A 25,759-nucleotide genomic window follows, 5' to 3' on the forward strand; every position below is an offset into this window, starting at 1 on the left:
TGGTCGTAGCAGCGGACGGCGCGGGTTGCGGCGCCCCGCTCAGTCCTGCACGTCCCGGAGGTCGGCCCAGCGTCCAGGGCCCTTGATCTCGTCCGAGTCGAGCGCACGACGTCGCGCCCCGACCACGGGGTGATGTCCCGTACCGCGGTGCCGCGCCGGCTTGGGGAGCCGGGGCGCGTGCTCGTAGGCTCCCCGGCGTGGACGTGACGGTGACTCCGCTTCCGGGGCTTGGCACGCAGCAGGACTTCATCACCCGGTCCGGGCGCAGGGTCGGGGTGATCACCTATCGGGACGGTCGGCTGGAGCTGATCGTCTCCGACGGGCAGGACCGGGACGCGGTGGCCGCGTCCGTCGAGCTGACCACCGAGGAGACCAGCGCGCTGGCCAACCTCCTGGGCGCTCCCCAGCTGGTCGCCCAGCTCACCGAGCAGCAGCGCGAAGTCACGGGGGTCACCACCTGGCAGCTGCCCGTCGTCGCCGGATCCCCGTACGTCGACCGCCCCCTCGGCGCCACCGAGATGCGCACCCGCACGTCCGTGTCGATCGTGGCGGTGGTCCGCGACGGCGACGTGCACCCCTCGCCGCGGCCGGACTTCCACTTCGCCGCCGGCGACCTCGTCGTGGCCGTGGGCACCGTCGAAGGGCTGCGGGACGCCAACGGCATCCTGGAACGCGGCTGAGCGCTGAGCACCCGCCTGCCCGCCCGCAGCGGGCGTGCCGCGCGACAACTCCATAGGCAGGACCATGCGAGAGGAAACACGGTGCACGACACGGCGATCTCCCTGATCGAGTTGGGAGCGGTGTTCTTCGGCCTCGGCCTGCTGGGCAGACTCGCCTGGAAGATCGGGATCTCCCCGATCCCGCTGTACCTGCTGGGCGGGCTGGCCTTCGGCTCCGGCGGGCTCCTCCCGCTGCACGGCATCGCACCGTTCACCCACCTGGCCTCCGAGATCGGCGTGGTGCTGCTGCTGTTCCTGCTGGGCCTGGAGTACTCCGCGAGCGAACTGGTCACCGGGCTGCGCCGGTCCTGGCTGGCCGGTCTGACCGACATCGCGCTGAACGCGGCGCCGGGCGCGCTCGTGGCCTGGCTGCTGGGCTGGGGGCCGATCGGGGCGCTGACCATGGCCGGGGTCACCTACATCTCCTCCTCCGGGATCGTCGCCAAGGTGCTCGGTGACCTGGGCCGGCTGGGGAACCGGGAAACCCCGGTGGTGCTGTCGGTGCTGGTGTTCGAGGACCTGGCGATGGCGATCTACCTGCCGATCCTGACCGCCCTGCTGGCCGGGGTCGGCTTCCTCGGCGGGCTCACCGCGGTGGGGGTGTCGATGGTGGTGATCACCCTGGTGCTGGTGGTCGCGCTGCGCTTCGGCAAGTACGTCTCGGCGTTGGTGCACAGCCCCGATTCGGAGGTGTTCCTGCTGCGGCTCCTGGGCGCGGCGCTGCTGGTCGCCGGGGTCGCCTCGGAGCTGCAGGTCTCGGCCGCGGTCGGGGCGTTCCTGCTGGGGATCGCGATCTCCGGTTCCACCGCGGCCAACGCCACCCGCATGCTGGAGCCGCTGCGCGACCTGTTCGCGGCGGTGTTCTTCGTGGTCTTCGGACTCAACACCGACCCGGCGGAGATCCCGCCCGTGCTGGCGGTCGCGCTGCTGCTCGCGCTGGCCACGACCGCGACGAAGGTCCTCACCGGGTGGCTGGCCGCCCGCCTGCAGGGTCTGGGCCGGATGGGGCGCCTGCGGGCCGGGGCGGCGCTGGTCGCCCGCGGGGAGTTCTCTATCGTCATCGCCGGACTGGCGGTGTCCTCCGGCGCGGTGTCCGGGCAGCTGGCCGCCCTGGCCACCGCCTACGTCCTGCTCATGGCGATCCTCGGGCCGGTGGCAGCCCGCTTCGTGGAACCGCTGGCGCGCCGCCTCCTCCCGCACCGATCGACTTCTGCCACGGGGACGCAGCCGCGCGTGGCGAGCACGACCTCCTCCGCACCCGGTCCGGTGGACGGATCAGGGCAGTAGCGGTGCCTCCTCGCGGATTCACGTTCCGGGGCGGGGCAGTAGACGGCGGCTCGGGGCCGAGCGCCCCGGGTGGGCGCGCTCAGCTGCCGGGCAGTGCGGTGAGATCCGCCGGCACCACGTCAACGGGCACAGCGACGCAACCGGGCGTGACCCCGTCGCCGGGAGTTCTCCGCCGGTACCGGATCAGTAGCAGACGGTGTACCAGTGCGCCGCCTCGCCGGGAACCGGTTCCAACCGCACGTTCGTTCCCCCCGGGCGGTCGAACATGCGCACGCCATCGCCGAGCAGCACCGGAACGAGGAACACCAGGACCTCATCGAGCAGTTCCCGCTCGATGCACTGCGCGGCGACGTTCGCCCCGAGGACGGTGACGTACTGATTGCCCGCAGCTTCCCCCGCCCGGGTGATCGCGCTGCGCAGGTCGGTCAGGAACGTGACACCCGCGGGCGGTTCGACCGGTGGTCGATGGGTCAGCACGAACACCGGGCCGTGGTAGCGACCGCCGAACGCGCCTTCGCTGTCGGTGCCGCGGTTCGGGTCGTCACCGCCGAACGTGGTGTTCCCGGCGAGGATCGCGCCCACGTTGGCGAGCAAGCGCTCCGCCGTTGGGTTTTCACCTGCGAGGTGCTCGGTGAGCCAGGACATGTCGCCGCCGGGGCCGGCGATGTAGCCGTCGAGGGACATGCTCACCGAGTACAGCAGCTTGGCCATGGCCTCGCCTCCGTGGATCCTCTCCTGGCCGCCGACACCGAACGACCAGCTGATCGGCTCATGCGTGTTCGGCGCGTCGAGCGCGCAGTTGCACCGCGGTAGCAGCGCCTCGGCCGGGCGGGTCCCACCTCCAGGTGCGGATGTCGTCGAACCCCGCTCGTTCCACGTGCGCGGCCAACCCGCCGGGCAGCCACCTGCGGTGCGCGGAGAGCAGGAGGCGCGCGCCCGGGGTCAGGATGCGGTGCAGCTCGGCCAGCGCGGCGTCCCAGTCCGGCCAGAGCTGGACGGTGTTCACTGCGAGCACCACGTCCACCGACCCGCTGGGCTGGCCGGTGCTGTCGGCGGTGCCCCGCCGGAGTCGGACCCTGCCCCGGTCGATCAGCCCAGCGCAGCGTCGCGCGCAACTGGCCAGCATCACCCCGGACGGGTCGATCCCGATGACGTGTCCCGACCACTGCGCTGCGGCCTGCACACCGAGGCCGGGCCCGGGCCCGAGCACGACCACCACCTCCTCGGGGCGAAGGTCCGCGAGCTCGACCACGTGCCGTTCGGTGGCGGCGTTCCCCCGCGCCATCACCCATCCGCCGACGCGGCCCAGCAGCCCGCTCGGACGTCCGAAGCTGCGGCGCAGCAGGCGAGCGCCCACGCCCTCGTGTCGCTCGTCCCACGTCATGGCGCGCTCTTTCCGGTGGTCTCGGGGCGGGGCGTGCCCGGGGTCGAGGCGGGTCGGGCCGGAGCACGCCCCGCCTCCGGCACGTCCGCGAGCCTCCAGTGTGCGACTCGCCGCACCGGCCGGCACACCGGCAGCGCGCCCCCTCGCGCAGCGGTACCGGATCACGCCGGCGCCCGACCGCTGCGCTGCAGGCGCAGCACGGTGCCGGCGTCGCTGGCCGACACGTACAGCGCACCGTCCCCGCCGACCGCGACCCCGGCGAACGGGGCCGGCACCCCGGGCAGGCCGTGGTTGAACAGCGCCGGTTGGGCCCGCGACGTCCCTGCGGGCGGCCCGACGCCGAGCTCCTCGGCCTCGACGGTGCTCGCACCGCTGCCCAGGTCGATCGCCAGCAGCCGACGCCGTCCCACCTCCACGACGAACAGCTCACCGCCGTGCACGGCGATGCCCTGCGGGCGATCCAGCCCCTCGGCCAGCGGGACGAGCGCGCCGTCGTCGACGCGCGCCACCGCGCCGCGCCGCTCGTCGCAGACGTGGCAGCGATCCTCCGCGTCGACGGCGACGTCCACCGGCGCGTCCAGCCCGCCGACGAGCACGTCGAGCACGTCGTCCTCGTCGATGGTCACGACGCGCCCCGCGCCGGCCTCGGCGACGACGAGCGCGCCGTCGGACCGCGCGGCCAGGCCCATGGGCTGGTCGAGCTCCGCAGCGCGCCTGGTCAGCTCCCGCCGGTCCGGCTCGTAACTGCTGACCGCGCCGTACTGCGAGGTGAGGTGCACCCGGCCGCGGTCGTCGGCGACGACCCCGTGGCTGAGCACGAGCAGTTCCCGCGTCCGCGCCGCTGCGCCCTCGACCTCGGCCAACCGGTAGTTGTCCCCGGCGAACACCGCCCCGGAGGAGTCGACGGCCACCCCGTACGGGCCGCAGAAACCGGTCGGCACGATCCGGCGCGCGCGCCCGTCGGGTGCCAGTTCGGCGATGCCGCCCTCGGCGAAGCTGGAGACGAACATGCGGTTGTCCGCGTCGAACGCGGCGTTGTCCATGCCGGACAGCTCGGTGGCGCCGACCGTGCGGGCACCGGAGCCGAACAGGTCGATCCGGGTGACGATGCCCTCCTGCCCGCGGGAGAGCACGGTCAGCACCCCGCTGCGGTCGAACCGCACGGCCACGGGCGCGTGCACGCCCTCGGCGACCAGTTCCGCCCCGCCGCCGTCCGGTGCCACGCGGTGGACCTCGCCGGTGAGCATGTGCGGGTAGTACACGTAGCCGTCGGGTCCGAACTGCATCGCGTTGCCCATCGCGAGCCCCTCGGCGAGCACCACCGGATCCCCTCCGCCGGGGAACAGCTCCAGCACCCGGCCGCCCATCCGCATCTCGTTGACGAACAACCGGTCGCCGAGGCAGGTGATGCCGTTGGGCACCGGCACCTCGGCGACGAGCGCGAACTCGCCGTCGGGGCTGCGCCGCCACACCCGGCCCGGTGTGAGGTCGGCGATGTACATGGAGCCGTCGGTGCCGAACGCGAGGTCGTCGGGCGACTGCACGGGCCCGTCGACGACGACCTCGACCTCGCCCGAGGGGAGGTCGACGGCGCTGATCCGCCCGGCGAGGTACTCGGCGACGTGCAGCCGGCCGTCCGGTCCGAACGCGACACCGTTGGACCCCTGCAGCGGGCTGGTTCCGGTCAGGCGCGCGGCCCGCCACCGCTCGTCGCGCGGGTGCGCGCTGCCGCGGGTCGGGTCAACGCGCATCGCCGAGCACCTCGTTGATCCCGTCGCCGGAGCGCCACTCCCGCAGCAGCTGGTGGAACGCCGCGGGACCGCGGCCGTAGATCTGCCGGGTGCGCGGATCGCCCTCGTTGTTGTAGTAGCCCGGTGTGCACTCGGCGTCGAACCACTCCTGCTGCGGCGCCGTCCGCCGGATCGTCTCCACCCAGGCGGTTTCCGCCTCGACGGTCGGTTCGACGCACTTCACCCCGCGGCGGCGGGCTTCGGCGATGACGGCGGCGACGTGCACGGCCTGCTCGTCGAGCACGTGCGTGAAGTTCACCGACGGGGCGTTCTGCAGCGGACCGAGGTGGAACAGGTTCGGGAACCCGTTGCTGCAGAAGCCGTGCAGCGTGCGCGTCCCGGTGGCGCGCCACGACTCGAGCAGGCTGACGCCGTCCCTGCCGCGCACCGGCAGTCGCCCGGTCAGCACGTCCGACCGCCCCACTTCGAAACCGGTCGCGAAGATGACGCAGTCCACCTCGCAGGTCTGCTCGCCGACCACGAGGGCGTTGCTGGTGATCCGCTCGACTCCGCCGCGGTCCGCGGTGTCGACCAGCGTGACGTTGGGCCGGTTGAACGCCTGCAGGTACTCGTCGCTGAAGGTTGGGCGTTTGCAGCCGTAGCGGTACCAGGGTTTGAGCAGCTCGGCCGTCGCCGGGTCGTCGACGACGTCGTCGACGCGGGCGCGCAGCCGGTTCATCTTCTCGAAGTCGAGGAGCTCCTCGGTGCGCTCCCACTCGTCGCGGTCGCGGTGCGCGCGGGCGTCGGTCGGGGTGATCTTGCCGAGCAGGTGGCCGCTCGCGGTCCACGCGTCGTCCACGAGGTCCTCGTCCACCTCGTGGCCGGTGACCAGCGCCTGGAAGTTCTCCCGGCGCCGGGCGTGCCAACCGGGCCGTACCGACTCGGCCCACTCCGGGTCGGTGCGGCGGTTGGCGCGCACGTCCACCGCCGAGGGCGTGCGCTGGAACACGTACAGGTGCTGGCAGTCGCGTGCCAGGTGCGGCACCGCCTGGATCGCCGTGGCGCCGGTGCCGATGATCGCGACGCGCTTGTCGGCCAGCCCCGCGAGGCCGCCGTTCGCGTCGCCGCCGGTGTAGTCGTAGTCCCAGCGGCTCGTGTGGAACATGTGCCCCGCGAACTCCTCGATGCCCGGGATGCCCGGCAGTTTCGGGTGGTCGAGCGTTCCGTTCGAGACCACCACGTAGTGCGCGCGCATTTCGTCGTCGCGGTCGGTGCGCACGACCCACTCGGAGTCGTCCCAGCGCAGCTCGGTGACACCGGTGTGGAAGCACGCCTCGCGGTAGAGGTCGAACGTGCGGCCGATCGCCATGGCGTGCTGGCGGATCTCCTCGCCGGGGGAGTACTTCCACTCGGGGATGTGGCCGACCTCTTCCAGCAGCGGCAGGTAGACGTAGGACTCGATGTCGCAGTGGATGCCGGGGTAGCGGTTCCAGTACCACGTGCCGCCGAAGTCACCGCCCTTCTCGACCACGCGGATCCGCTCCAGCCCCTGCTGCCGCAGGCGCGCGCCCGCGAGCAGTCCGCCGAAGCCCCCGCCGATGACCACCGCGTCCACGCGGTCGACCAGGGGATCCCGAGCTTGGGGCTGCGCGTGCGGGTCCTCGGCGTAGTCGCTGAACTCGCCGGCCGCGCGGCGGTACTGCGCACTGCCGTCGGGGCGGACGCGGCGCGCGCGCTCGGCCCGGTAGCGGGCGCGGAGCTCCTCGGGGTCGAAGTCGAGCTCCTCGGGGGTTCGCGGGGACCGCGATGGCACCATGCCGACCTTCCTCCCACCATCTAAATCAGTCAACTGACTTACAACGGTAGCAGCCCCGCAGCGCCGCCGCCGAGACCGCGCGTGCGGCTTCCGTGCATCTGCAACACCGCAGGTCCAGGCCACACCCCGCTGAGCGCCGCGTCCGCGGGTGCACGCAAGGGGGTCCGCAACTGAAATTCCGCGGCCCGGATGATCGCTGCCGATGCAGGCTGGTGGCGTGGCACGCGTGCTGGAGGAGATCGTGTTGCGGCCCGCGGCCGCTGCTGAGGTGGGCGTCTTGACGGAGTTGGCCTTGCGCTCGAAAGGCTGCTGGGGATACGACCGGACGTTCCTCGAGGCGTGCCGTGACGAGCTGACGTTGCACCCGGCGGAGCTGGAGGCGCGCCGGGTGATCGTCGCGGACAGCGGAGGCAGACCCATGGGCTTTTACAGCTTGGAAGGGCAGCCCCCGGAGGGGGAGCTGGGCTACTTGTTCGTGGAGCCGTCCGCCGTCGGCCACGGCATCGGCGGACAGCTCTGGAACCACATGTGCGACACCGCCCGCAGGCTGGGCTTCCGTCAGGTCCGCATCGCGTCCGACCCCCGACGCCACGTCCTTCTACCAGTCGCGCGGAGCCGACCTGGTCGGCGCTGCCGCGTCCGGCTCGATACCCGGCCGTGAACTACCGCTGCTCAGGTACTTCCCGCCGAAGACCTGCTGCACGCAGCATCCACTTAGCGCGGTGGTCAACCGGCTCTCGGTGTGTCCTGAGCGATGATTTTTCCGCACTGTGCTGGTCTGCACGCCGAAATACCGACCAACGGGGGGCTGACGCTATGCGGAAACTGACCTTTGGCATGAACCTCAGCCTGGACGGCTACGTCGCCGCGCCCGGCGGTGACCTCGGCTGGAGCGTCCCGAGCGACGAGCTGTTCCAGTGGTGGTCCGACCGGGTGGGCGCGACGGGCCTGGCGCTGTACGGGCGCAAACTGTGGGAGACGATGAGCTCCCACTGGCCGACCGCCGACCAGCAGCCTGGCGCCACACCGGCGGAGATTGAGTTCGCCCGCCGCTGGCGGGACATGCCAAAGGTGGTGTTCTCCGCGACGACCAGCACGGTCGACTGGAACACCCGCCTGGTCACCGGCGACGCGGTCACCGAGATCACCCGGCTCAAGGCCGAGGACGGCGGCCCCATGGACATCGGCGGCGCCACACTCGCCGCGGCGGCCATGCGGGCCGGGTTGATCGACGAGTACGTGCTGGCCACCGCACCGGTCTTGGTGGGCGGCGGCACGCCGTTCTTTGCGGCCCTGGACAACTGGGTGAACCTGACCCTGGTGGAGACGCGGACGTTTCCCGACGGCGTGGTCCTGACCAGGTACGAGACCAGGCGTTGAGTGCCCGACCTCGGATCGGCGCGGGTTTCGGCCGCCTTCGACCGGGAGCGCATCGTGCTCGGGGAACCTGCGGCAGCCCTGCTCGAGCACACACGTTCCGGTGACAATCGCAGCGCCCGCGTGGTGATCGTCCCCAACGACAGGGATGCGCTGCTACGGTTCGCTCGAACTTCGTGGACATCAAGGGCATTTCGGACTGCTCCGGGGCGGTTCCGGCTTTCGCTGACGCATCGCGCCCGGGCCTGCTCCGAACACGTGACCAACGGCCAGGCGAGCGGGGACCGGAGCAGGGGATGTGCGAGGACGGCGGACACGGTGAGGGCGCGTTCACCGCGGCGACCGGGCGTGCGTTGGAGAACGACCGCGGAAAGCCGAACTACCTGCAGTACCAGCGCGATTTGATCGGCCAGTACTGCGGTCGGACGGTGCTGGAAGTCGGCGCCGGCCTCGGCGAGTTCGCCGAGGGGTTCACCGGCCGGGACCGCTACGTCGTCACCGACGTCGATCCGGCAGCGGTGGAGCGGATGCGGCAGCGCTTCGCCGACCGGCCCGAGGTCGAAGTCGGCACGTTCGACGTGGACGGGTCCACGCCGCTGTCCGAGCCGGTGGCCTCCCTGGTCTCGATCAACGTGCTCGAACACATCGACGACGACGTCGCCGCCCTGCAGGGGCTGGCGAAGTCGGTGGTGCAGGGCGGCACGATCGTGCTGTGGGTGCCCGGTTACCAGCGCCTCTACGGCGAGTTCGACCGCAAGGTCGGGCACGTCCGCCGCTACACGCCCGCCACCCTCAGCGCGGCGGTGCGCGCTGCGGGGCTGCACGTCGACCTGGCGCGGCCGGTGAACTTCCTCGGCGGGTTCGCCTGGTGGGCCGCGGTCCGCAAGGGCGGTGTCGCTGCGCCGAACCCGAAGCTGGTCTCGCTCTACGACCGCTGCGCGGTGCCGGTGACCCGGGGCATCGAGCGGTTCGTCAGGGTGCCGTTCGGCCAGTCGGTCCTGTGCGTGGCACGCGTCGTGTGAGTTCTGCCTCCGAGCGTCACGCTGCGGAGTCGACGGGGCTCGCGCGGTGATCTAGTATGCGGGTGTGTTGACGTGGGCGCCTTCCAACAGCGTTGTGGGGTGGGTGGTGCCCGCACTGCCGCTCTACGGTCAGGAGCACGAACGCGGCGATCTCGCCTGGTAATGGGCTGGAGACGCCCTCGCCGTTCCCGCCCCCCGCCGCGCACTCAGCAGAGTGCGTGTGTACGGTGCGAGCTGACCGTTGGAGGAAACCCGTGATGACCGCGGCCGCTTCGTTCGAGGAGTTCCTCGCCGCGCTGCCCAAGGTCGAGCTGCACGTGCATCTGGAAGGCTCGATGCAGCCGGCCACGCTGCTGGCCCTGGCCGGCAAGCACCGGATCGGTGACTTGCGGCGCTCGCTGGCCGAGATCCGCTCCTGGTACGCCTTCCGCGACTTCGGCCATTTCCTCGAGGTGTACCGCAACGCCGTGCGCGTCCTGCACGACGAGGACGACTTCGCCCTGCTGGCCGCCGAAACCGCCCGCTCCCTGGCGCGGCAGAACGTGCGTTACGCCGAGGTCAACGTCAGCCTCAGCGACCACCTCGAACGCGGCATCCCCGCCGAAGTCGTCTTCGCCGGACTCGAGCGGGGACGCAAGCAGGTCGAAGCCGAGCACGACATCACCATCCGCTGGGTACCGGACTTCGCCGGCGATTACGGCGTCGCCGCTGGAGAGGACACCCTGGCGGCGGTGCTGGCACACGGCCCGGCCAGCGTGCTGGGCTTGTCCATCGGCGGGCTGGAAGTCGACCGCGATCCCTTCGCCGACCTGTTCGCCCGCGCCCGCGCGCACGGCTTGCGCAGCCTGCCGCACGCCGGCGAAACCGAAGGACCGGAGCGGGTGTGGTCGGCGATCCACGCCCTGGGAGCGGAACGGATCGGCCACGGAATCGGCAGCGTGCGCGATGCCGCCCTGGTCGAGCACCTGCGCAAACAGCAGCTGCCGCTGGACGTCTCGCCGACCTCCAACCTGTGCACCCGCTCGGTGCCCTCGCTGCAGGAGCATCCGCTGCCGCGCATGCTCGAGGCCGGACTGCTGGTCACCCTCAACTCCGATGATCCGCCGATGTTCGGCACCGACCTCACCGGCGAGTACCGCACCGCCGCGGCGATGGGGCTCGACCCCGCCGCCCTGGCCCAGCTCGCCCGCAACGGTGTGCACGCCAGTTTCGCCGAACCGGCACGCAAAACCGCGCTGCTCGCCGAGATCGACGCCATCCCGGTCCCGGACGCCGCAGCACCGTCACCACCGGCAGCAGGAAGCGAGGACGTGCTGTGACTCGGAGAGCTCTCGTGCCCGGCAGCGCCGGGCACCTCACCAGAGCAGCTGCATGACGCGCTTGCCGGCACCGACCTTGCCCAGCACCGATTGATCTCCGACGGCCGAGCTGGTTGGCTGGCAGTCGCCGACGACGCGGAGACACGCGGCGCACACGAGCGGAGGAGGAGCATGCGCATCGCGATCGCCCTGTTCGACCGGTTCGCCCCGCTGGACGCGGTCGGCCCCTACGAAGTGCTGCACCGCATCGACGGGGTAGACGTCGTCCTCACCGCCGAACAGCCCGGACCGGTGCGCGACAACGCCGGCACGCTCGCGCTGACCGCCGACGCCGCCTTCACCGACGTGCCCGCCCCGGACGTGGTCCTCGTCCCCGGCGGCCCGGGGCAGCGCGAGCACATGGCCGACGGGCCGCTGCACCGCTGGCTGCGCACCGCCGACGCGACCAGCACCTACACCACCGGCGTGTGCACCGGCACGCTCGTCCTCGCCGCCGCCGGGCTGCTGTCCGGCCGCCGCGCGGCCACGCACTGGCTCGGCCGCGAACACCTGACCACCTGGGGCGCCACCGCCGCGGACGAACGCGTCGTCGCCGACGGCAAGTACCTCACCGCCGCCGGTGTGTCCGCCGGTATCGACATGGCCCTGACCCTGGCCGGACGACTGGCCGGCGACGCGGCGGCGCAACGCATCCAACTCGGCATCGAATACGACCCGCACCCGCCCCACGCGGCCGGCTCGCCGCGCACCGCACCCGCCGAACTGGTCGCGGACCTGCGCAGCACCAGCCGGTTCCACACCGGACAGTCCTGACCGACACCGGCCGGCTCGCGCACCACTCACCGACCGCCACCGCGGCAGTTCCCCCGTGTCCACCAGCCGCCACCCGCCATCGGGGTGCAGCTGATCGTCGTAGTAGTGCACCGAACCCGGCAGCGGCAGCGCCGCCCCCGCCTGCTCGACGAAGATCTCCCGCGCCACCCGCTGCAACCGCCGCGGCGGCACCCCGTACACCTCCTCGACGCACCGGGCGAGCCGATCGAGCGTGTGATGCCCCATGAAGCTGTCGTAGGTGAGGCTGAAGACGTGCTCCCGCGGGCGGTGCAGATCGTGGGAGATCACGTTCACCGGCGGCAGCGGGCCGGTCAACCCCCTCCCGCGGCGGATGACCGGGTCCACGTACACGTCGGAGTCCCGGTAGAGCACCCGCGTATCCCGCCCGTCGGCGGTGGTGGCCAGCAACGTGTTCTGCCCGTGCGGTTCCATCACGCACCCGGTGCGCCGCAGGGTCTCGACCCACAACCGCACCACCGGGGCGACCACCCGGTGGGCCAGCCACTCACCAGGATCCTCACCGCTGCGGTCGACCAACTGCCGCAGCAGCGGCGGATCACCCGGACTCCGCACGTCCCGGCCGTACAGCGCGAGCAGCGGCAGCACGTACTCCGACGCGGAGCCCACCCCACCGCCGGTCAGGCGAGGACGGGCTTCGCGCACGAGGAAACCCCACGCGTCCCGCTCGTCGTGCCCGAACACCCCACCGGCCACTTCGGCCACCAAGGGCACGTCGACCGCCACCAGTTCCGCGGCGGCCCACAGCTGCAACCGGATGATCGGCTGCCGCAGCCTGCGGGTGAACCGCGACAGGCGCTTCGGGTAGTGCAGCTTGACGAAGTGCGGCTCCACCGGCTCACCACCGATGCTCTCGACGAACACGGTGCGCGCGTTCGCCGAGGGCACCACCTCCAGATCCGGTCCACGCGGGCACGCCAGCAACTCCTCCCGCCCGAGCAGGTCGGGCACGGTCAGCGTCTCCGGATGCACCGGCAGCACGAACCCGTCGCCGCAGCGGTAGTGCTCCACCACCGGCGAGGCCAACGCGCCCCGCAGGAACCGCCCGCGCTCCGGGGCGATGCGGAAGGTGGGCACGGTGAAGGATTCCGCACCGCGCTGCGGGTGGTAGGCCGCCGCGATGTCCATGTCCGCGGCGAAGCGGCTGTAGTCGCGCGTGCCGCCGCCGGCGTAGCGCTCGGACTCCTGCCACGTGCGCAGCCAGCCTCCCGTCCCGTCGAGCAACATGGATGTCGATGCCCCTTCCGGAACGTCGCGGCGCGTGGCGCGCCGATCCTACGGCCCGCGCGCAGGCCGCTGCGTGGTTCGAAACGGCGAAGGCCATCTCACCCCGCACACCGCCCGGGCGGCGGTATGCGGCGATCTCACGGTGGCACGTCCATCGCGGCGCGGCGTCTCCACGACACCGGTCCCCCCGCGCACACTGACCCGGGACACCACACCCCAGCGGAAGGAGCCCGCATCGTGGCCGATGCCGCCCTGCGCCGCCGACGCGTGCGGCTGCTGCAGAAGTACCTGCTCAACCCGCCGATCAAACTCGCCGCGTGGGCGGGTCTCACCCCCGGCTACACGCTGCTGGAAACCACCGGACGCCGCACCGGCCGGACCCGCCGCACAGCGGTCGGCCTGCACCTGGCCGGCGGCAGCGGATGGATCGTCGCCGAACAGGGCCGCCACGCGGGCTACGTGGCCAACCTGCGCGCCGACCCGCAGGTGCGACTGCGCCTCGACCGCACCTGGTTCCCCGCCACCGCCCACGTGCTGGGCCAGGACGACCCGCAGGCCCGGCTGGACAGCTTCGACCGCCCCGCCCACGCCGCGGCCGTGCGGCGATTCGGCACCGAACTGCTGACCATCCGCCTCGACCCGCGGTGACGCAGCCGCCGGGGGAGGCGAAGCCGACCAGCGACGACGCGCACGCACCCCGGCACGCGCCGGGACACCCCGCTACGCACGGCGGCCGATCCCGCCGATGCAGTTGCTGCGCTGGACCTCGTCCTCGCTGGGCGAGGACTCCGGATGCCAGGTGGGCACGGGCACGATGCCGGGCTCGACGAGTGCGTAAGCAGCCAGGACCTCGCGCACCTCGTCGACGGTGCGGGGCTCCTCGGGGGTGGGGGTGCGGCGCATGACCTCCAACCCGGCGGCGAGCTGCTCGTCGGTCATGCCCAGCTGCGCCAGGTGGCTGACCGCGGCGTAACTGCCGGGCGCCAGCCGACGGTGGTACTCGGTCATCAGCGCGCGCGCCTCCCCACCGAGCACGAACGGCAGCACCCCGACGGCCAGCAACCCCACCGGACGGGTGAGATCCAGCAACCCGGTCACACCGGGCGCGTTCCACACCGCATCGGGATCCCGCAGATCGGCCTGGGTGACGCTGACGCGCTCCTCGCCCGCACCGAGCAACCGCCGGGCGTGGTGCACCGCGACCGGTTCGTGGTCGACGTAGGCCACCCGCGCGGCCGGGTTCTCGGCGAGAGCGATCTCGTGGACGTTGCCGACAGTGGGTACCCCCGAACCGAGGTCGAGGAACTGGTCGATGCCGATCCGGCACAGGTACCGCACCACGCGGCCGAGGAAAGCGCGGTTGCAACCCGCGTAGTGGGCCGCGTCGGGGAAGACGCGCTGCATGTCGGCGACGGCCTCCCGGTCGACGGCGAAGTTCGCCGACCCGCCGAGCAGGAAGTCGTACATCCGCGCCGAGTTCGGCTGCGCATCGTTGACCTCGGGCGGGGGCTGCATGCTCATCGGCGACTCGGCACTCATCCGCACTCCCGGATCTCGACGCAAGGGGCGATCACCCCGTTTCTACACCACCCGTCCCCGGCGAACGCCGCACGCACCCCGGCGTCACCCCCGGCGGAGGAACCCTCCGCACGCGAAACGACCTCCACCCGCCGGTGGACCGCCCGCATCAGCACGCCCACGTGAAACGCCTGCTGCCCGGACCGCGCTACCGCTGCGCACGCGCAGTGCGACGCCCCCGGATGCGCACGCCGCAGAGGAGGCGGAGCAGCCCGGCGACGGTCAGCGTGAGCGCGATGCCCAGCAGAACACCGCCCCAGGAGCTGCCGGGCAGGACAGCACGGCCCAGGGAGGCCAACGTCAGCCCGTAGCCCGTCCAGAGCACCGCCCCGACGGCGGCGGCCGCGAGGAAACGCGGAAACGGATACGCCAGAACACCGGCCGAGACACCGACGGCGGTGGTGCCGCCGGGGACGAAACGTCCGGCGACCACCATCCCCGCCCCCCAGGTGGTCTCGCGCTCCTCCAGCCAGCGCAGCACGCGCCGGCCGCGCATCGGGCGAGCAGCGACGCCGCGTGCGCGACGGCTGAGCACGCGCCCGAGCGCGTACGCCGCCACATCCCCCAGCAGGGCACCGCTCGTGGTCGCCAGCAGCACCGGCGTGACGGGCAGACCACCGGCCAGGGCCGCACCGGTGGCGGCGACGAGCACCGTTTCGCTCGGCAGCGGCGGGAACACGGCTGACCCCAGGATCACCAGGGCGATGAGCAACGGAGCCCACCCCGAGGCGAGGACCGCCTCCACAGGAACCATCGCGCTCTCTCCCCGGCACCGCGTCACCGTCCCCGCAACCATCCCGCAGTTCCGCGCACCGCATCCGGTGGGCCCTCAGCCAGCGGCGAAGCGGTCGAATGCGGCCAGCGCGAGCTCCCACCCGCCTCACGGCGCGGAACCCACCCCGAGCGCCACGCGCAGCGCCGCCAACCACGACACCACCTCGGCCGCACCACCGTCCCAGCACGTCCGCACCGGCGCGCCCCGCTTGCGCAACTGCTCGACCAACCGCACCGCCTGCCGCGGCGGCACGCCGGGACCCGCGCGCTCGGCCGCGACGAACACCGACACCGCCGACAGATCCACCGCCGGCGGCGCGTCGAACGGCACACCCGGCGAGAACACCACCGCCGCCCGCACCAGCTGCGGCTGCTGCAGCACCACCGCGGCGACCGCGGTCGCCGCATCACCGCAGCCGACCAGCACCAGCCGCGCCGCATCCACCCCGCAGCGCACGCACGCGGCCGGCAGGAACGCGCCCAGCAACGCCCCGCAGGACACGAGATCACCGGCGAGCACAGCGCCCGCGTCGTCACGGCGGAACCAGCCGAACCCACCGCCGCCGAGCCCCACGGGACCGCGCGGGCACAGCAGCGCCGCCCCCGGGTCCAACCGCGCACCGCATCCGACCGGGGAGTGCTCGTCACCACCGGTGCCGTGCAGCAGCACCAGCGTCAGCGCCTCGCCGCGCCCCGCCGGCACGAACCGGTGCACCAGCTCACCGATCACGACCCACCGCTGCCGCCCGCGAGCAGCTCCTCGTCCGGGCCGGGCGAGCGCAACGCCGGCAGGTTCCGCTCGATCTCCGCCCGCGACGGCTCCAACCACGGCGGCAATCGCAACGCCCGCCCCAACGCCATCAACGGCTCGTCCGCGGTGAACCCCGGCGGATCCGTGGCGATCTCGAGCAACACCCCACCCGGCTCGCGGAAGTAGATCGAGTGGAAGTACTGCCTGTCCAGCACCGGCGTCACGTTCAACCCCTCGTCGACCAGCGTCTCCCGCCACGACACCTGCTCCTCGTCCGAGGGGGTGCGCCAGGCGATGTGGTGCACCGTGCCCGCGGCCACCAGGCCCTGCGGCGCCTCCGGACTGCACAGCACGTCCACCCGCGCACCCGGACCGCCGGCCCCCGCGCCGAACCGGAACCGCGCCCGCTGCTCGCGCTCCAGCCGGAAACCCAACGTCTCCGACAGCAACGCCGCGGTGTGCTCGTGACTCGCCTCGGTCACCGTCACCGCGTGCAACCCGCGGATCGCGTGCTCGACCGGGACCGGACCCCCCGGCCACGGCGGACGCTCGTCCCCGCCGGAGTGCGCGACGAGCTCGAGCGCCAACCCGTCCGGATCGCGCAGCCCCAGCACCTCCTCGTCCTCCCGCGCGTGCGGGGCGGAGGCCGCCGCACCGGCCTGCTGCAGGTGCCGCTGCCACCAGCCCAACGACCCGCTCGGCACGGAGAACGCCACCGTCGTCGCCTGCCCCGTGCCCGGACGGCCCCGCGGCGCCTGCGGCCACGGGAAGAACGTGATCAACGTGCCCGGTGCGCCCTCCTCGGTGCCGAAGTACAGGTGATACGTCTCGGGCGCGTCGAAGTTCACCGTCGTCTTCACCAGCCGCAGCCCCAGCACGCTGTGGTAGAAATCCGCGTTGCGCTGGGGATCCGTGGCGATCGCGGTGACGTGGTGCAGCCCTGCGGGCACGCTCGGCATGATCCTCGCCTCCCGGAACCGGTCGGCCTCGGCTCGCTACGGCCAGGCTTGCCGCCAGGCCCACGACGCGAAACCCGTCCAGGGCACTCCCGGGAAAGCGCGCCGCAGCGCGGGCACGTCCACCTGGTAGCCCGTCTCGGCCAGGAAGGCGAACATCGCGCTCAGATCAGCGCTGTCGGCCCGCACCGCCTCCACCGGCACGTGGTCGTGGTGCACCGGGTGCCCGGAGGCCGCGGTGATCACCGCGGCCATCCGCCGCGGGGTGGGATCGTCCCCGGCCACCTCGATGCGCACGCCCACCGGCGGGTCCTGGCGGGTGAGCAGGTGCGCCACCAGCGCCCCCACGTCCTCGCGGGCGGTCTGCTGCAGCGGCAGGTCACCCGGCAGCGCCAGCGGCAGCCGCCCTTCACCGATGGCCGGATCGCCGAGCACGTTGTCGTAGAAGAACGTCGGTGCCACGACCGCGTGCCGCACCGACGTGTCCGCCAGCCGCCGCTCCACGGCGGCCTTGTTGTCGAAGTGCGGCACCCCGGTGTGGCGGTCGGCGCTGGCCACCGACGCCAGCACCAGGTACGGCAACCCGGCGCGTTCGGCGGCGGTGGCGATCGCCTCGCCCTGGGCGACCTCGGCCTGCGCGCCGGATTCGAACGGGGTGGTCACGGCGAACGCCGCGGAGGCGTGGGTGAACACGCGGGTGAGGCCGTCCGCGTCGAACAGGTCCGCCGCAGCGACCTCCACCCCCTCGCCGGCGAGCCGCTGCGCCGCGGGGGAGGTGGTCTCGCGCACGACCGCCCGCACCGGGTGCCGCCCGGCGCGCAGCGCCCGCAGCACCGCGCCGCCCTGCCCTCCGGTCGCGCCGAGCACGGTCGTGGTGGGCTCGTCCATGCTCCTCAGGGTGCGAGCGGGGCGCACGCGGCGCCCGGTGGCTCACCGCTTCTTCGGCGTCACCCAGATCGTGATGGTCACCTCGACCACGGCGGTGCCGGCGGTGTCGTAGATGCCGACGGGGACGTCGATCTCCTGGCCCTGCTCGCCGAACGCGGGCAGCGGGTCGAGCGCGGCCACGGCGCGCAGGCCCGTGGTGGCCTTGGCGACGTAGGAGGTGCGCATGCCCTTGGGGATCCACCGGTGCGTGGTGGGCACGGTGGCTTCGGCGAGCATCCCCATGGCCATCTCCGCGAGGTTGCAGGCCGCGATGGCGTGGAACGTGCCGATGTGGTTGTGCACGCCCCACCACTTCGGCGCGGTCACCACGGACCGGCCGGGGCGCATCTCGCGCACCTTCGGCAGCACGGTGCCGAAGTACGGCGCGCGCAGCGCCGTGGCCAGGGAGAACAACATGCGCCCGCCCGGGCGGGCCGACAGCCGCTGCCACGTCTTCAGCGTCCCGGTGGGGTGGGAGGCGGGGTTCGTCCCGGGGTCGACATCAGCCATGCCCAGGATGCTACTCGGAAGTAACAAAATGGGGGAACCGGCCTCGGCGCGATCGGGGAGGGGGACTCGGTGCACGCCGGCGGAGCGAGGGGGAGCGCGTGGCCGCGGGGAAGCGGCAGGCGACGAGTCCGGACGGGGGAGCGAAGTGGTCCGCGCGGGGAGCGCGGACGGCCGACGAGAGGTTCGGCGACGAGGGACCGCCGCGCACGTGCGGATCGGAACCTCATATTTCATGCATAACGTACATTATGCATGAAAAAAGATCAGCGCGGGAGAGCGGTCGCGGGGCAGGCGAGACCGCACGTCCGCCGCCCGAGAGGTCGCGCACCCACCGTTCCGCGCGTTCGCCACCCGCACCCGGATGCACAACGACCCGGCGGGGCAACCGATCCGGCGGGCACGAACTCAGCGCAGCCGGGGTCGAGCGCCGACACGTCGTGCCCGCGCCAGGTCGCCGCACGGGCCGGCTGCGGCGGAACGACTGCTCGCCGGCAGCCGCTCAACCTCGAGCCCCACCCCTCGGAATTCGTCACAGTGACGAAAGTGCGGTGAACAAACCCGGGCGGAAACAGCAGGACCGGTGAAGGGTCTCGTGGCGACAACGAGTGAACGGGCCCGCGCAGCCACGTCCGTCGAGCTCCTCCGCAGGGCCGCGGAGGCGGCGCAGGAGCGTCCGACCGCGGGGGCGCACGACCCGGTCACCGATGATCGGTCCGGCCATCGATGATCAACAGCGACCGCGCGGCCGTTGCGATGCGCTCGGAATCGCGCGTGCGACCGCGTCACGGCTGATCCGGACCGGCGACGTGGCAGCAGCAGGCGCCGGCAGCCGACCGGCCGGCACGAGGCCGGTGGCGCGCCGCGCGTTCGCGACGTCGCAACGGGCGGCGCGAACCGCTCTCGTGAATGATCACCACGGGCATCTCGCGGTCCGATAATGCACATTATGTTAAGTATGAGTCGGCGGCCCCTCCTCCGACGGCGCATCGTCGAACGGTGCCGGCCCTCAGCGGGCGGGTTACGCTGCCGGGCATGGCGCTGCAGCGGATGGACAACGTCCTCCTCGTCGTCGACGACCTGGAGGCCGCCATCGCGTTCTTCACCGAGCTCGGCATGGAGCTCGAAGGCCGCACGACGATCGAAGGACGTTGGGCGGACCGCGTGATCGGCATCGACGACGCGCGTTCCGAGATCGCGATGCTGCGCACCCCCGATGGGCACGGCCGGGTGGAGCTGTCCGAGTTCCACCAGCCCGAGGCGATCCGGGCCGAGCCGGCGGATGCGCCGGTGAACGCCCTGGGGATCCGGCGGATCATGTTCGCCGTGGACGATCTCGACGAGGTCCTCCCCCGGCTTCGCGCCCACGGTGCCGAGCTCGTCGGCGAGGTGGCGCAGTTCGAGGACAGCTACCTGCTGTGCTTCGTGCGCGGCCCGGAGGGAATCATCGTCGGGCTGGCACAGGAACTCGGGTGAACCAGCAGCCGGATCAGAGGGCGCCGAACGCCCCCCTCGGGCCGGCCAGGAACCGCAGTTGCACCGTCGGATCGGCGCTCCCGGACGCGGCCTCGACAACGGACCGGTCGGGGCGCCATCCGCTCCCACCGTCCTTCCCCGGGCCTCGGTGCGGGTGCGCGTTCGCAGCGCGAGCAGCCGTCCGGTCCCGGCATGTCGCGATCGGTGTCGCGTGTGGACGGATGTTCCGCGGCGGGTCCGGCGTGCCGCGGAGTGTTGCTCCCGGCGGTGACGCGCTAGCGTTTCGATATGGCGACGACGGTGGTGCTGGTGCACGGCAGTTTTCTGGGCCCGTGGTCGTGGCAGGACGTGGTGGCGGATCTCGACGCGCGGCAGGTTCCCAGCGTCACGGTGGACCTGCCGAGCGCGGGGGGCGGGCTGTTCCAGGCGCCGGGAGATCTCCACGACGACGTCGCGCACGTGCGGGCGGTGCTGGATCAGTTGTCCGGGCCGGCGGTGCTGTGCGGGCACTCGTACGGCGGTGTGGTGATCACGGAGGCGGCTGCGGGGCCGCATCCGGCGGTGCGGCACCTGGTGTACGTGGCCGCGGCGATGCCTGACGTGGGTGAGAGCATGGCGGACCTCTCGCCCACCCCTGCCCCGTCGGCGGCCGGTGAGGAGGTGCGGTGGCGCACCGACGGGTTGGTGGAGTTGACCGACGAGTCGGCGCGGAACGCGTTGCTGCACGACTGCTCGGCGCGTCGGGTGCGGGACGCGTGCGCGCTGCTGCGGCCGAGCAATCCGGAGGTGGGCACGCAGCGAGTGCGTGCGGCGGCGTGGCGGTCGGTGCCGACGACGGTGCTGCGGTGCGCGCAGGACCGGCTGCCCGAGCTGGTGTCGGCGCAGGTGCCGTGGCAGTCGGTGTCGACGGTGGTGCTGCCGACCGGGCACTGTCCGAACTGGAGCCGTCCGGACCTGGTGGCCGGTGCGGTGGCGGACGTGGTCACCGCCAGTGGTGACACCTCGGCCTGAGCCCGGCCGGGTCAGCCGACGCGGCTCTCCCATCGGTGCAGCGCGGCGGTGACCAGGGCCGCGTTGTCGGTGGCGACGTCGCCGTCCGGCAGGTGGAGGGTGTCTTCCAGGCCGATGCGGGCGTCCAGGCCGCGGCGGGCGGCGACGTCGAGGACGGTCCAGGCGCCGGGGCCTTCGCCGTGCAGCAGGATCGGCACGGTCACCGGGCGGAGTCGTTCGAGCAGGGAGGCGGCGGTGCGCTCGGCGCCGCGGGCGGTGGTGTCGGTGATTTCGGCGAGCACGCGCAGCACGTGGTGCCGCAGGGGTGAGCGCAGGAAGTGCTGGTCGCCGTCGGTGCCGGAGTGCACGCCCGCTTCGACGCCGATGCCGCGGTCGAGCAGGGCGCGGGCGATGTCGTCGGCGGCGGGATCGTGCCAGTTGACCGCGGCGTGGTCGGGCAGCACGGTCCACGAGCTGATGGTGCGGAGGCGGGCGCGGGGTTCGGGCATGGTCCACGAGCCGGTGGCGATGCCGATGCGGACGCCGGGGGTGGCGGCGCGCACGGCGCGGAGGGTGGCGGCCACGGCGGGAGCGGAGAGGTCGTCGGTGCCGTCGGGGCCTTTGGGGTGCAGGTGGATGTCGGTGGCGCCGGCCGCGACCGCGTCGGCGGCGGCCCGGGCGAGTTGTTCGGCCCGCACGGGCAGGTCGAAGTGTTCCTGCGCGGAGCGCGCACCGTTGAGGCAGACCTGCAACATGGTCCCCATTGTCGCCGCTGTGGCCCTCGTGCGGTAGTCGAGGCGCTGCGCTGCGTTCTTGCCGGTGGTGATCGCGGTGTCGGCGGCGGGCGGTTGGCGCGGTTATCGTGGGGCGCTGTGAGTGGCGGGGTCTACGCCCGCGGCGGGCGGTTGTCGCAGCGGCAGCAGGACGCGATCGAGCGCGGGCTGGCGCGGTTGGACACGTCGAGTCATCGGGGTCCGTGGACGCGGTGGTTGCTGGGGCGTCTGTGCGGCGGTCCGGTGCGGGCGGCGGAGGTGGCCGCCGAGGTGCACCGGCCGGTGTCGCGGGTGAAGTCGGACGTGTGGCGGTTGCGCGAGCTGGGGCTGGTGGAGTCGGCGCCGGAGGGGTTTCACCTGTCCGAGGTGGGGCGGGCTTTCTGGTCCGGTTCGGGTGCGTGACCAGCCGGACCTCTCCCCTCGCCCGCGGCGGGTGGCGCGGGCTGTCGGTGGGAAGGCGGTGAGCGGCGTGCAGCGATCGGGGTGGTGGCGCGGTGCCGCGGGGGTGGACTATCCGCCGGAGCCGTGGTTGCTGGGCGGGACGCTGCGGATGTCGGTGTTCCGCGTGCCGGTGGCGGCGGTTCCCGGTGACGTGTTCGCGCACGTGCCGCCGGGGCACCGGTTGAGTACGTTCGGTGGACGGGTGACGCTCGGGGTGGCGTTCGTGCACTACGCGCCCGGCGGGGTGCTGCAGTACGAGGAGCTGCTGCTGGCCGTGGCCGTGCGGCGGGGTGTGCGGGTGCACTGCTCGATTCCGCGGATCTGGGTGGACGACGAGCGCGCGCAGCACGGGGGCCGCGAGCTGTGGGGCATTCCCAAGCAGCTCGGTTCCTTCGAGCGCCGCGTGGAAGGTGCGGCGATGGAGGCGGTGCTGCGGGTCGGTGATCGTTCGGTGGTCCGGTTGCGGGCGCGTGACGGGCGGGCGGTGCTGCCGGGGCGGCGTCGGGTGCCGTTGTCGACGGCGCAGCTGTGGCAGGGCCGCAGCATCGTGGCGCACAACCTGCTGCTGGGTCGGGTGCGCGGGATGCGGGCCGCGTGGGAGTTCGACCCCTCGGGGCCGTTGGGGTTCCTGCACGGCGTGCGGCCGGTGGCCGCTGCGGTGGTGGCGGACGCGGCGGTGCTGTTCGGCGTGGCGGTCGACCGCTGCCGGCCGTGACCGGCCCGCCGCGGGCGCTGGGCCCGAGGCCGCGCAGCGGGCGGTGTGGCACACCTCTCGAACGCGCCGGATGTGATCCGCAGCGGGGTGCATTGGCTGGCTGCGCTGGCCGGATAGCATCCCGCTAGGTAATCGACCCGGCTAGCAGGAGATCAACGCTGATGACCCCCACGCCCGTTACCGTGACCGTCACCGGTGCCGCCGGTCAGATCGGCTACGCGCTGTTGTTCCGCATCGCCTCCGGCCAGCTCATCGGCCCGGACACGCCGGTGCGGTTGAAGCTGCTGGAGATCCCGCAGGCGGTCAAGGCCGCCGAGGGCACGGCCATGGAGCTGGACGACTGCGCGTTCCCGCTGCTGAGCGGCATCGACATCACCGATGACGCGCGGCAGGCTTTCGACGGCACCAACGTCGCGCTGCTGGTGGGTGCGCGGCCGCGCGGCAAGGGCATGGAGCGGGGTGACCTGCTCGAGGCCAACGGCGGCATCTTCGGCCCGCAGGGCGAGGCGCTCAACGCCGGTGCGGCCTCGGACGTGCGGGTGCTCGCGGTGGGCAACCCGGCGAACACGAACGCGCTCATCGCGCAGGCGCACGCGCCGGACATCCCGGCCGACCGGTTCACGGCGATGACGCGGTTGGACCACAACCGGGCGCTGACCCAGTTGGCGAAGAAGCTGGACGTGTCGGTGGCCGACATCCGCCGTCTGTTCATCTGGGGCAACCACTCGGCCACGCAGTACCCGGACGTGTTCCACGCGGAGGCCCGCGGCAAGCCGGTGGCCGAGCAGGTGGACCAGGCGTGGCTGTCCGAGGAGTTCATCCCCACGGTGTCCCAGCGCGGCGCGGCGATCATCGAGGCGCGCGGCGCGTCCTCGGCGGCGTCGGCGGCGAACGCGGCGATCGACCACGTGCACACGTGGGTCAACGGCACCGACGAGGGCGACTGGACCTCGGCGGCGGTCGTCTCGGACGGCTCCTACGGCGTGCCGGAGGGCTTGATCTCCTCGTTCCCGGTGCGGGCGCGCGACGGGAAGTTCGAGATCGTGCAGGGCCTGGAGGTCAACGAGTTCTCGCGCGAGCGGATCGACGCCACGGTCAACGAGCTCGTCGAGGAGCGCGACACGGTGCGCCGGCTGGGGCTGGTGTGACCGCGGCGCGACTGCGCAGGTGACCGCGGGGCGGTCGGTGTCCGGTGTGGACGCCGGCCGCCCCGTTGCGCAGCGGCGGGTGGTGGCGCTGCTGCCCGCGGGAACGTTGCCGGTGCATGTCGCGGCGGGTGCCGTCCGGTGCGCTCTCGTTGCGTCGTAGGCGTCGCGGGTGCTGGATTTTTCCGGTTGCCTGGCCACTTTCCTGCTGCCCGAGCAGACTGGCGAGGTGCTTGAGGGCACCACGTCCGACCTGAGCAGGGCCGAGCGCGAACTGGTCGTCGTGGCCACCTCCGGGGCCGACCACTGCACGTACTGCGTCGTCGCCCACGGCGCGATCCTGCGCGTCCGCGCCAAGGACGCCGAGATCGCCGACGGGGTCGCCACCAACCCCTGCGGCGTGTGGCTGAACCCCCGCGAGCGCGCCATCGTCGACCTCGCCCTGCTCATCGCCACCCGCTCCGCGACCCTGACCGACGCCGACCTCGACACCGCCCGCACCGCCGGCCTCACCGACGACGAGGTCTGGGACATCGGCGCGATCACCGCCCTGTTCGGCCTGTCCAACCGGATGGCCCACCTGACCGCGCTGCAACCCGACCCCGAGTTCTTCCTCATGGGGCGGCTTCCCCGGTGACCGTCCCCCGGTGACCGTCGGGGCGCTCCACCGCCCACATCGGAACTTGGTCGCGCCCGACGGGTTCGACGGCCGTCGCGCGGTGTTGCCGTGCGTGGCCCCCGTGCGCGCTGCGCGTGGACGCGCGCGTCGAACGGGTGTATGGTGGGTGGTGACGAGCCACGGGGAATCGATCGCCGAGCACGGTGGCGGCTGATCGAGGTGGCGGTTGCGCGACCTGTCGTGACAGTCGGGTGGAGCCGGTTCAGGTGCTCCTGGTCACGACGCTGTGGTCTGCGTGTGAACGCGCGGCGCTGGTGCCGCGTCGGTGCTGCATCCGCGCGATGGCTGTCGCGGCGGGGCACGGGGTGCCCCGCGCGGTGCCGGTGCGCGTCGAGTGCGGCCGTGCGTGCAGACCTCTCCCCGGTGTGGCTCGTGCTCGGGCGGTGGGTCCGCCCGTTGGACACGAAGGAGGAGGGTTCCTCATGACGATCACGCACCGTCGACGTGTCAGCCCGGGACTGCTGCGCGGTTGGATCATCACCGATGGTGAAGGTCAGCACACCGCGCACATCAACGGGTCCCGCACGCAGGCGCTCACCCGCGCCCGTCGTCAGCTGGACGACGTGGGCGGCGGTGAGCTCCTCGTGGACGAGGACGAGGACATGTGACACGCCGCGCAGGAAGCGCGGCCCGCGACGCCGGTGGTCTCGGTTCGCCGAGGCCGCCGGCGTCGTTGCTTCTCGGGGTTCGCGGCGGGACGCTCGTCCACTGTGGCGGGCTGCCGAGGCCTCGCAGCCCTGACCCGACGGAGGCCGGTGCTGGTCACCGTGGACGGTGACCAGTCCACTGTGCGCCGGTGGTGCGGCTGTGCTCGTGGTGATGAGGAGAGTGTTGATGAAGGGGAGAACCCTGCAGGGGACGGCGCACGAGCGGGCGGAGAACCTGCCCGCGGTGGCGCTCGAACACCCCTTCGGACCGGACTGGGAGGTGTACAAGGTCGGTGGCAAGGTGTTCATGCTCATGACCGACGTCCCGCGGCACTCCCGCGTGCGGGACGGCAGGGTCGTGGCCGGCCAGCCGGTCGTGATCGTCAAGGCCGATCCGAGCGACGCCGCGGCTCTCCGGCAGGAGCATGCGGACATCACTCCCGGCTACCACTTGAACAAGCGGCACTGGATCACGTTGGGGCCCGGTGGTTCGCTCACCAAGAAGCGGGTCGAGGAGCTGGTGACCGATTCCTACCGGATCGTGCTCGAGGCGCTTCCCCGCACTCGTCGGCCCGTGCCGCCGGAGGCGGTCGGTTCCTGACCGCTCCCGCCCAGCCCCGCTGCCCGGTTCTCCCCCAGCACCTGCAGGATTGTCGCCTGCGCACAG

At 72.6% G+C, this 25,759-nt stretch carries 26 protein-coding genes and 2 pseudogenes; 16 read left to right on the plus strand and 12 right to left on the minus strand.

The features are described 5' to 3' along the window. Nucleotides 1-197 precede the first annotated feature (197 nt). Together ACVGV0_RS11885 and ACVGV0_RS11890 are read left to right on the plus strand one after the other, a co-directional pair. Entirely contained in the window at nucleotides 198-680 is a 483-nt protein-coding gene (locus ACVGV0_RS11885) for a cation:proton antiporter regulatory subunit (RefSeq protein WP_459155727.1), read from the plus strand. A gap of 81 nt (nucleotides 681-761) precedes the next feature. Next, nucleotides 762-2,006 (plus strand): cation:proton antiporter, encoded by a 1,245-nt coding sequence (locus ACVGV0_RS11890; RefSeq protein WP_459155728.1) that lies wholly within the window; start codon nucleotides 762-764, stop codon nucleotides 2,004-2,006. Between the two features lie 183 nt (nucleotides 2,007-2,189). On the opposite strand, the gene ACVGV0_RS11895 is transcribed toward ACVGV0_RS11890, so the two are convergent. The 4 genes from ACVGV0_RS11895 to ACVGV0_RS11910 form a co-directional block, all read right to left on the minus strand. Continuing rightward, nucleotides 2,190-2,717: a dihydrofolate reductase family protein gene (locus ACVGV0_RS11895; RefSeq protein WP_459155729.1), complete on the minus strand. Its 528-nt coding sequence runs from the start codon at nucleotides 2,715-2,717 to the stop codon at nucleotides 2,190-2,192. A 58-nt stretch (nucleotides 2,718-2,775) separates the two neighbouring features. Then, nucleotides 2,776-3,390, minus strand: a complete 615-nt coding sequence (locus ACVGV0_RS11900) for a class I SAM-dependent methyltransferase (protein WP_459155730.1) — start codon at nucleotides 3,388-3,390, stop codon at nucleotides 2,776-2,778. A gap of 161 nt (nucleotides 3,391-3,551) precedes the next feature. Next, complete coding sequence (locus ACVGV0_RS11905; protein ID WP_459155731.1) at nucleotides 3,552-5,141, minus strand: Vgb family protein; 1,590 nt, start codon at nucleotides 5,139-5,141, stop codon at nucleotides 3,552-3,554. Further along, nucleotides 5,131-6,936 carry a flavin-containing monooxygenase gene (locus ACVGV0_RS11910; protein WP_459155732.1) on the minus strand — a complete coding sequence of 602 codons (1,806 nt, stop codon included), beginning with the start codon at nucleotides 6,934-6,936 and terminating at the stop codon, nucleotides 5,131-5,133. The genes ACVGV0_RS11905 and ACVGV0_RS11910 overlap by 11 nt, the downstream gene beginning before the upstream one ends. A gap of 217 nt (nucleotides 6,937-7,153) precedes the next feature. On the opposite strand from ACVGV0_RS11910, the gene ACVGV0_RS11915 reads away from it, so the two are divergent. The 5 genes from ACVGV0_RS11915 to ACVGV0_RS11935 all read left to right on the plus strand — a co-directional run bounded on the left by ACVGV0_RS11915 (nucleotide 7,154) and on the right by ACVGV0_RS11935 (nucleotide 11,467). After that, a complete protein-coding gene (locus ACVGV0_RS11915) occupies nucleotides 7,154-7,597 on the plus strand; it encodes a GNAT family N-acetyltransferase (protein ID WP_459155733.1) in 444 nt (147 codons plus the stop codon). A 155-nt stretch (nucleotides 7,598-7,752) separates the two neighbouring features. Then, nucleotides 7,753-8,316, plus strand: coding sequence for a dihydrofolate reductase family protein (locus tag ACVGV0_RS11920; RefSeq protein ID WP_459155734.1), 564 nt, complete (start codon nucleotides 7,753-7,755; stop codon nucleotides 8,314-8,316). A gap of 293 nt (nucleotides 8,317-8,609) precedes the next feature. Then, nucleotides 8,610-9,335, plus strand: coding sequence for a class I SAM-dependent methyltransferase (locus tag ACVGV0_RS11925; RefSeq protein ID WP_459155735.1), 726 nt, complete (start codon nucleotides 8,610-8,612; stop codon nucleotides 9,333-9,335). Between the two features lie 257 nt (nucleotides 9,336-9,592). Beyond that, nucleotides 9,593-10,654 carry an adenosine deaminase gene (add, locus tag ACVGV0_RS11930; RefSeq protein WP_459155736.1) on the plus strand — a complete coding sequence of 354 codons (1,062 nt, stop codon included), beginning with the start codon at nucleotides 9,593-9,595 and terminating at the stop codon, nucleotides 10,652-10,654. 171 nt (nucleotides 10,655-10,825) lie between these two features. Then, complete coding sequence (locus tag ACVGV0_RS11935) at nucleotides 10,826-11,467, plus strand: DJ-1/PfpI family protein (protein WP_459159994.1); 642 nt, start codon at nucleotides 10,826-10,828, stop codon at nucleotides 11,465-11,467. 165 nt (nucleotides 11,468-11,632) lie between these two features. Here ACVGV0_RS11935 and ACVGV0_RS11940 read toward each other — a convergent pair. Then, nucleotides 11,633-12,733 (minus strand): annotated as a pseudogene (locus tag ACVGV0_RS11940) (IucA/IucC family C-terminal-domain containing protein); the annotation flags it as partial. A gap of 237 nt (nucleotides 12,734-12,970) precedes the next feature. Here ACVGV0_RS11940 and ACVGV0_RS11945 point away from each other — a divergent pair. After that, a complete protein-coding gene (locus ACVGV0_RS11945) occupies nucleotides 12,971-13,381 on the plus strand; it encodes a nitroreductase/quinone reductase family protein (protein WP_459155737.1) in 411 nt (136 codons plus the stop codon). A gap of 72 nt (nucleotides 13,382-13,453) precedes the next feature. On the opposite strand, the gene ACVGV0_RS11950 is transcribed toward ACVGV0_RS11945, so the two are convergent. From ACVGV0_RS11950 to ACVGV0_RS11975, 6 genes are all read right to left on the minus strand, one after another. After that, nucleotides 13,454-14,272, minus strand: coding sequence for an SAM-dependent methyltransferase (locus ACVGV0_RS11950; protein ID WP_459155738.1), 819 nt, complete (start codon nucleotides 14,270-14,272; stop codon nucleotides 13,454-13,456). A 187-nt stretch (nucleotides 14,273-14,459) separates the two neighbouring features. After that, nucleotides 14,460-15,065, minus strand: coding sequence for a DedA family protein (locus tag ACVGV0_RS11955; RefSeq protein WP_459155739.1), 606 nt, complete (start codon nucleotides 15,063-15,065; stop codon nucleotides 14,460-14,462). A 126-nt stretch (nucleotides 15,066-15,191) separates the two neighbouring features. Further along, on the minus strand, nucleotides 15,192-15,815 hold the full coding sequence (locus tag ACVGV0_RS11960) for an alpha/beta hydrolase (protein ID WP_459155740.1): 624 nt from the start codon (nucleotides 15,813-15,815) through the stop codon (nucleotides 15,192-15,194). Next, on the minus strand, nucleotides 15,812-16,795 hold the full coding sequence (locus ACVGV0_RS11965) for a ring-cleaving dioxygenase (RefSeq protein ID WP_459155741.1): 984 nt from the start codon (nucleotides 16,793-16,795) through the stop codon (nucleotides 15,812-15,814). Before ACVGV0_RS11965 ends, ACVGV0_RS11960 begins: the two co-directional genes overlap by 4 nt. 36 nt (nucleotides 16,796-16,831) lie before the next feature. Further along, on the minus strand, nucleotides 16,832-17,680 hold the full coding sequence (locus ACVGV0_RS11970) for an NmrA/HSCARG family protein (RefSeq protein ID WP_459155742.1): 849 nt from the start codon (nucleotides 17,678-17,680) through the stop codon (nucleotides 16,832-16,834). A gap of 42 nt (nucleotides 17,681-17,722) precedes the next feature. After that, nucleotides 17,723-18,229: a hotdog fold domain-containing protein gene (locus tag ACVGV0_RS11975; RefSeq protein WP_459155743.1), complete on the minus strand. Its 507-nt coding sequence runs from the start codon at nucleotides 18,227-18,229 to the stop codon at nucleotides 17,723-17,725. A gap of 1,032 nt (nucleotides 18,230-19,261) precedes the next feature. Here ACVGV0_RS11975 and ACVGV0_RS11980 point away from each other — a divergent pair. Both ACVGV0_RS11980 and ACVGV0_RS11985 read left to right on the plus strand, forming a co-directional pair. After that, nucleotides 19,262-19,702 carry a VOC family protein gene (locus ACVGV0_RS11980; protein ID WP_459155744.1) on the plus strand — a complete coding sequence of 147 codons (441 nt, stop codon included), beginning with the start codon at nucleotides 19,262-19,264 and terminating at the stop codon, nucleotides 19,700-19,702. Nucleotides 19,703-19,990: 288 nt separating this feature from the next. Continuing rightward, nucleotides 19,991-20,713, plus strand: a complete 723-nt coding sequence (locus tag ACVGV0_RS11985; RefSeq protein WP_459155745.1) for an alpha/beta fold hydrolase — start codon at nucleotides 19,991-19,993, stop codon at nucleotides 20,711-20,713. Between the two features lie 11 nt (nucleotides 20,714-20,724). Here the strand turns inward: ACVGV0_RS11985 and ACVGV0_RS11990 are convergent, their stop codons facing one another. Continuing rightward, nucleotides 20,725-21,447: a 3-keto-5-aminohexanoate cleavage protein gene (locus tag ACVGV0_RS11990; protein ID WP_459155746.1), complete on the minus strand. Its 723-nt coding sequence runs from the start codon at nucleotides 21,445-21,447 to the stop codon at nucleotides 20,725-20,727. 117 nt (nucleotides 21,448-21,564) lie between these two features. Between ACVGV0_RS11990 and ACVGV0_RS11995 the strand changes: the two genes are divergently transcribed. The 6 genes and pseudogenes from ACVGV0_RS11995 (at nucleotide 21,565) to ACVGV0_RS12020 (ending at nucleotide 25,693) form a co-directional block, all read left to right on the plus strand. Further along, nucleotides 21,565-21,867: a helix-turn-helix domain-containing protein gene (locus ACVGV0_RS11995; RefSeq protein WP_459155747.1), complete on the plus strand. Its 303-nt coding sequence runs from the start codon at nucleotides 21,565-21,567 to the stop codon at nucleotides 21,865-21,867. Between the two features lie 103 nt (nucleotides 21,868-21,970). Beyond that, on the plus strand, nucleotides 21,971-22,621 hold the full coding sequence (locus ACVGV0_RS12000) for an acetoacetate decarboxylase family protein (RefSeq protein WP_459155748.1): 651 nt from the start codon (nucleotides 21,971-21,973) through the stop codon (nucleotides 22,619-22,621). Nucleotides 22,622-22,782: 161 nt separating this feature from the next. Continuing rightward, entirely contained in the window at nucleotides 22,783-23,769 is a 987-nt protein-coding gene (locus tag ACVGV0_RS12005; protein ID WP_459155749.1) for a malate dehydrogenase, read from the plus strand. Nucleotides 23,770-24,019: 250 nt separating this feature from the next. Beyond that, nucleotides 24,020-24,403: pseudogene (locus ACVGV0_RS12010) on the plus strand (peroxidase-related enzyme); the annotation flags it as partial. A 464-nt stretch (nucleotides 24,404-24,867) separates the two neighbouring features. Next, the gene (locus tag ACVGV0_RS12015) at nucleotides 24,868-25,053 is read left to right on the plus strand and encodes a hypothetical protein (RefSeq protein ID WP_459155750.1); all 186 of its coding nucleotides are present in this window, start codon (nucleotides 24,868-24,870) and stop codon (nucleotides 25,051-25,053) included. Nucleotides 25,054-25,279: 226 nt separating this feature from the next. Further along, nucleotides 25,280-25,693 (plus strand): MmcQ/YjbR family DNA-binding protein, encoded by a 414-nt coding sequence (locus ACVGV0_RS12020; RefSeq protein WP_459155751.1) that lies wholly within the window; start codon nucleotides 25,280-25,282, stop codon nucleotides 25,691-25,693. The last annotated feature ends 66 nt before the right edge of the window (nucleotides 25,694-25,759 follow it).

The sequence above is a fragment of the Salinifilum ghardaiensis genome (genome assembly GCF_054491345.1).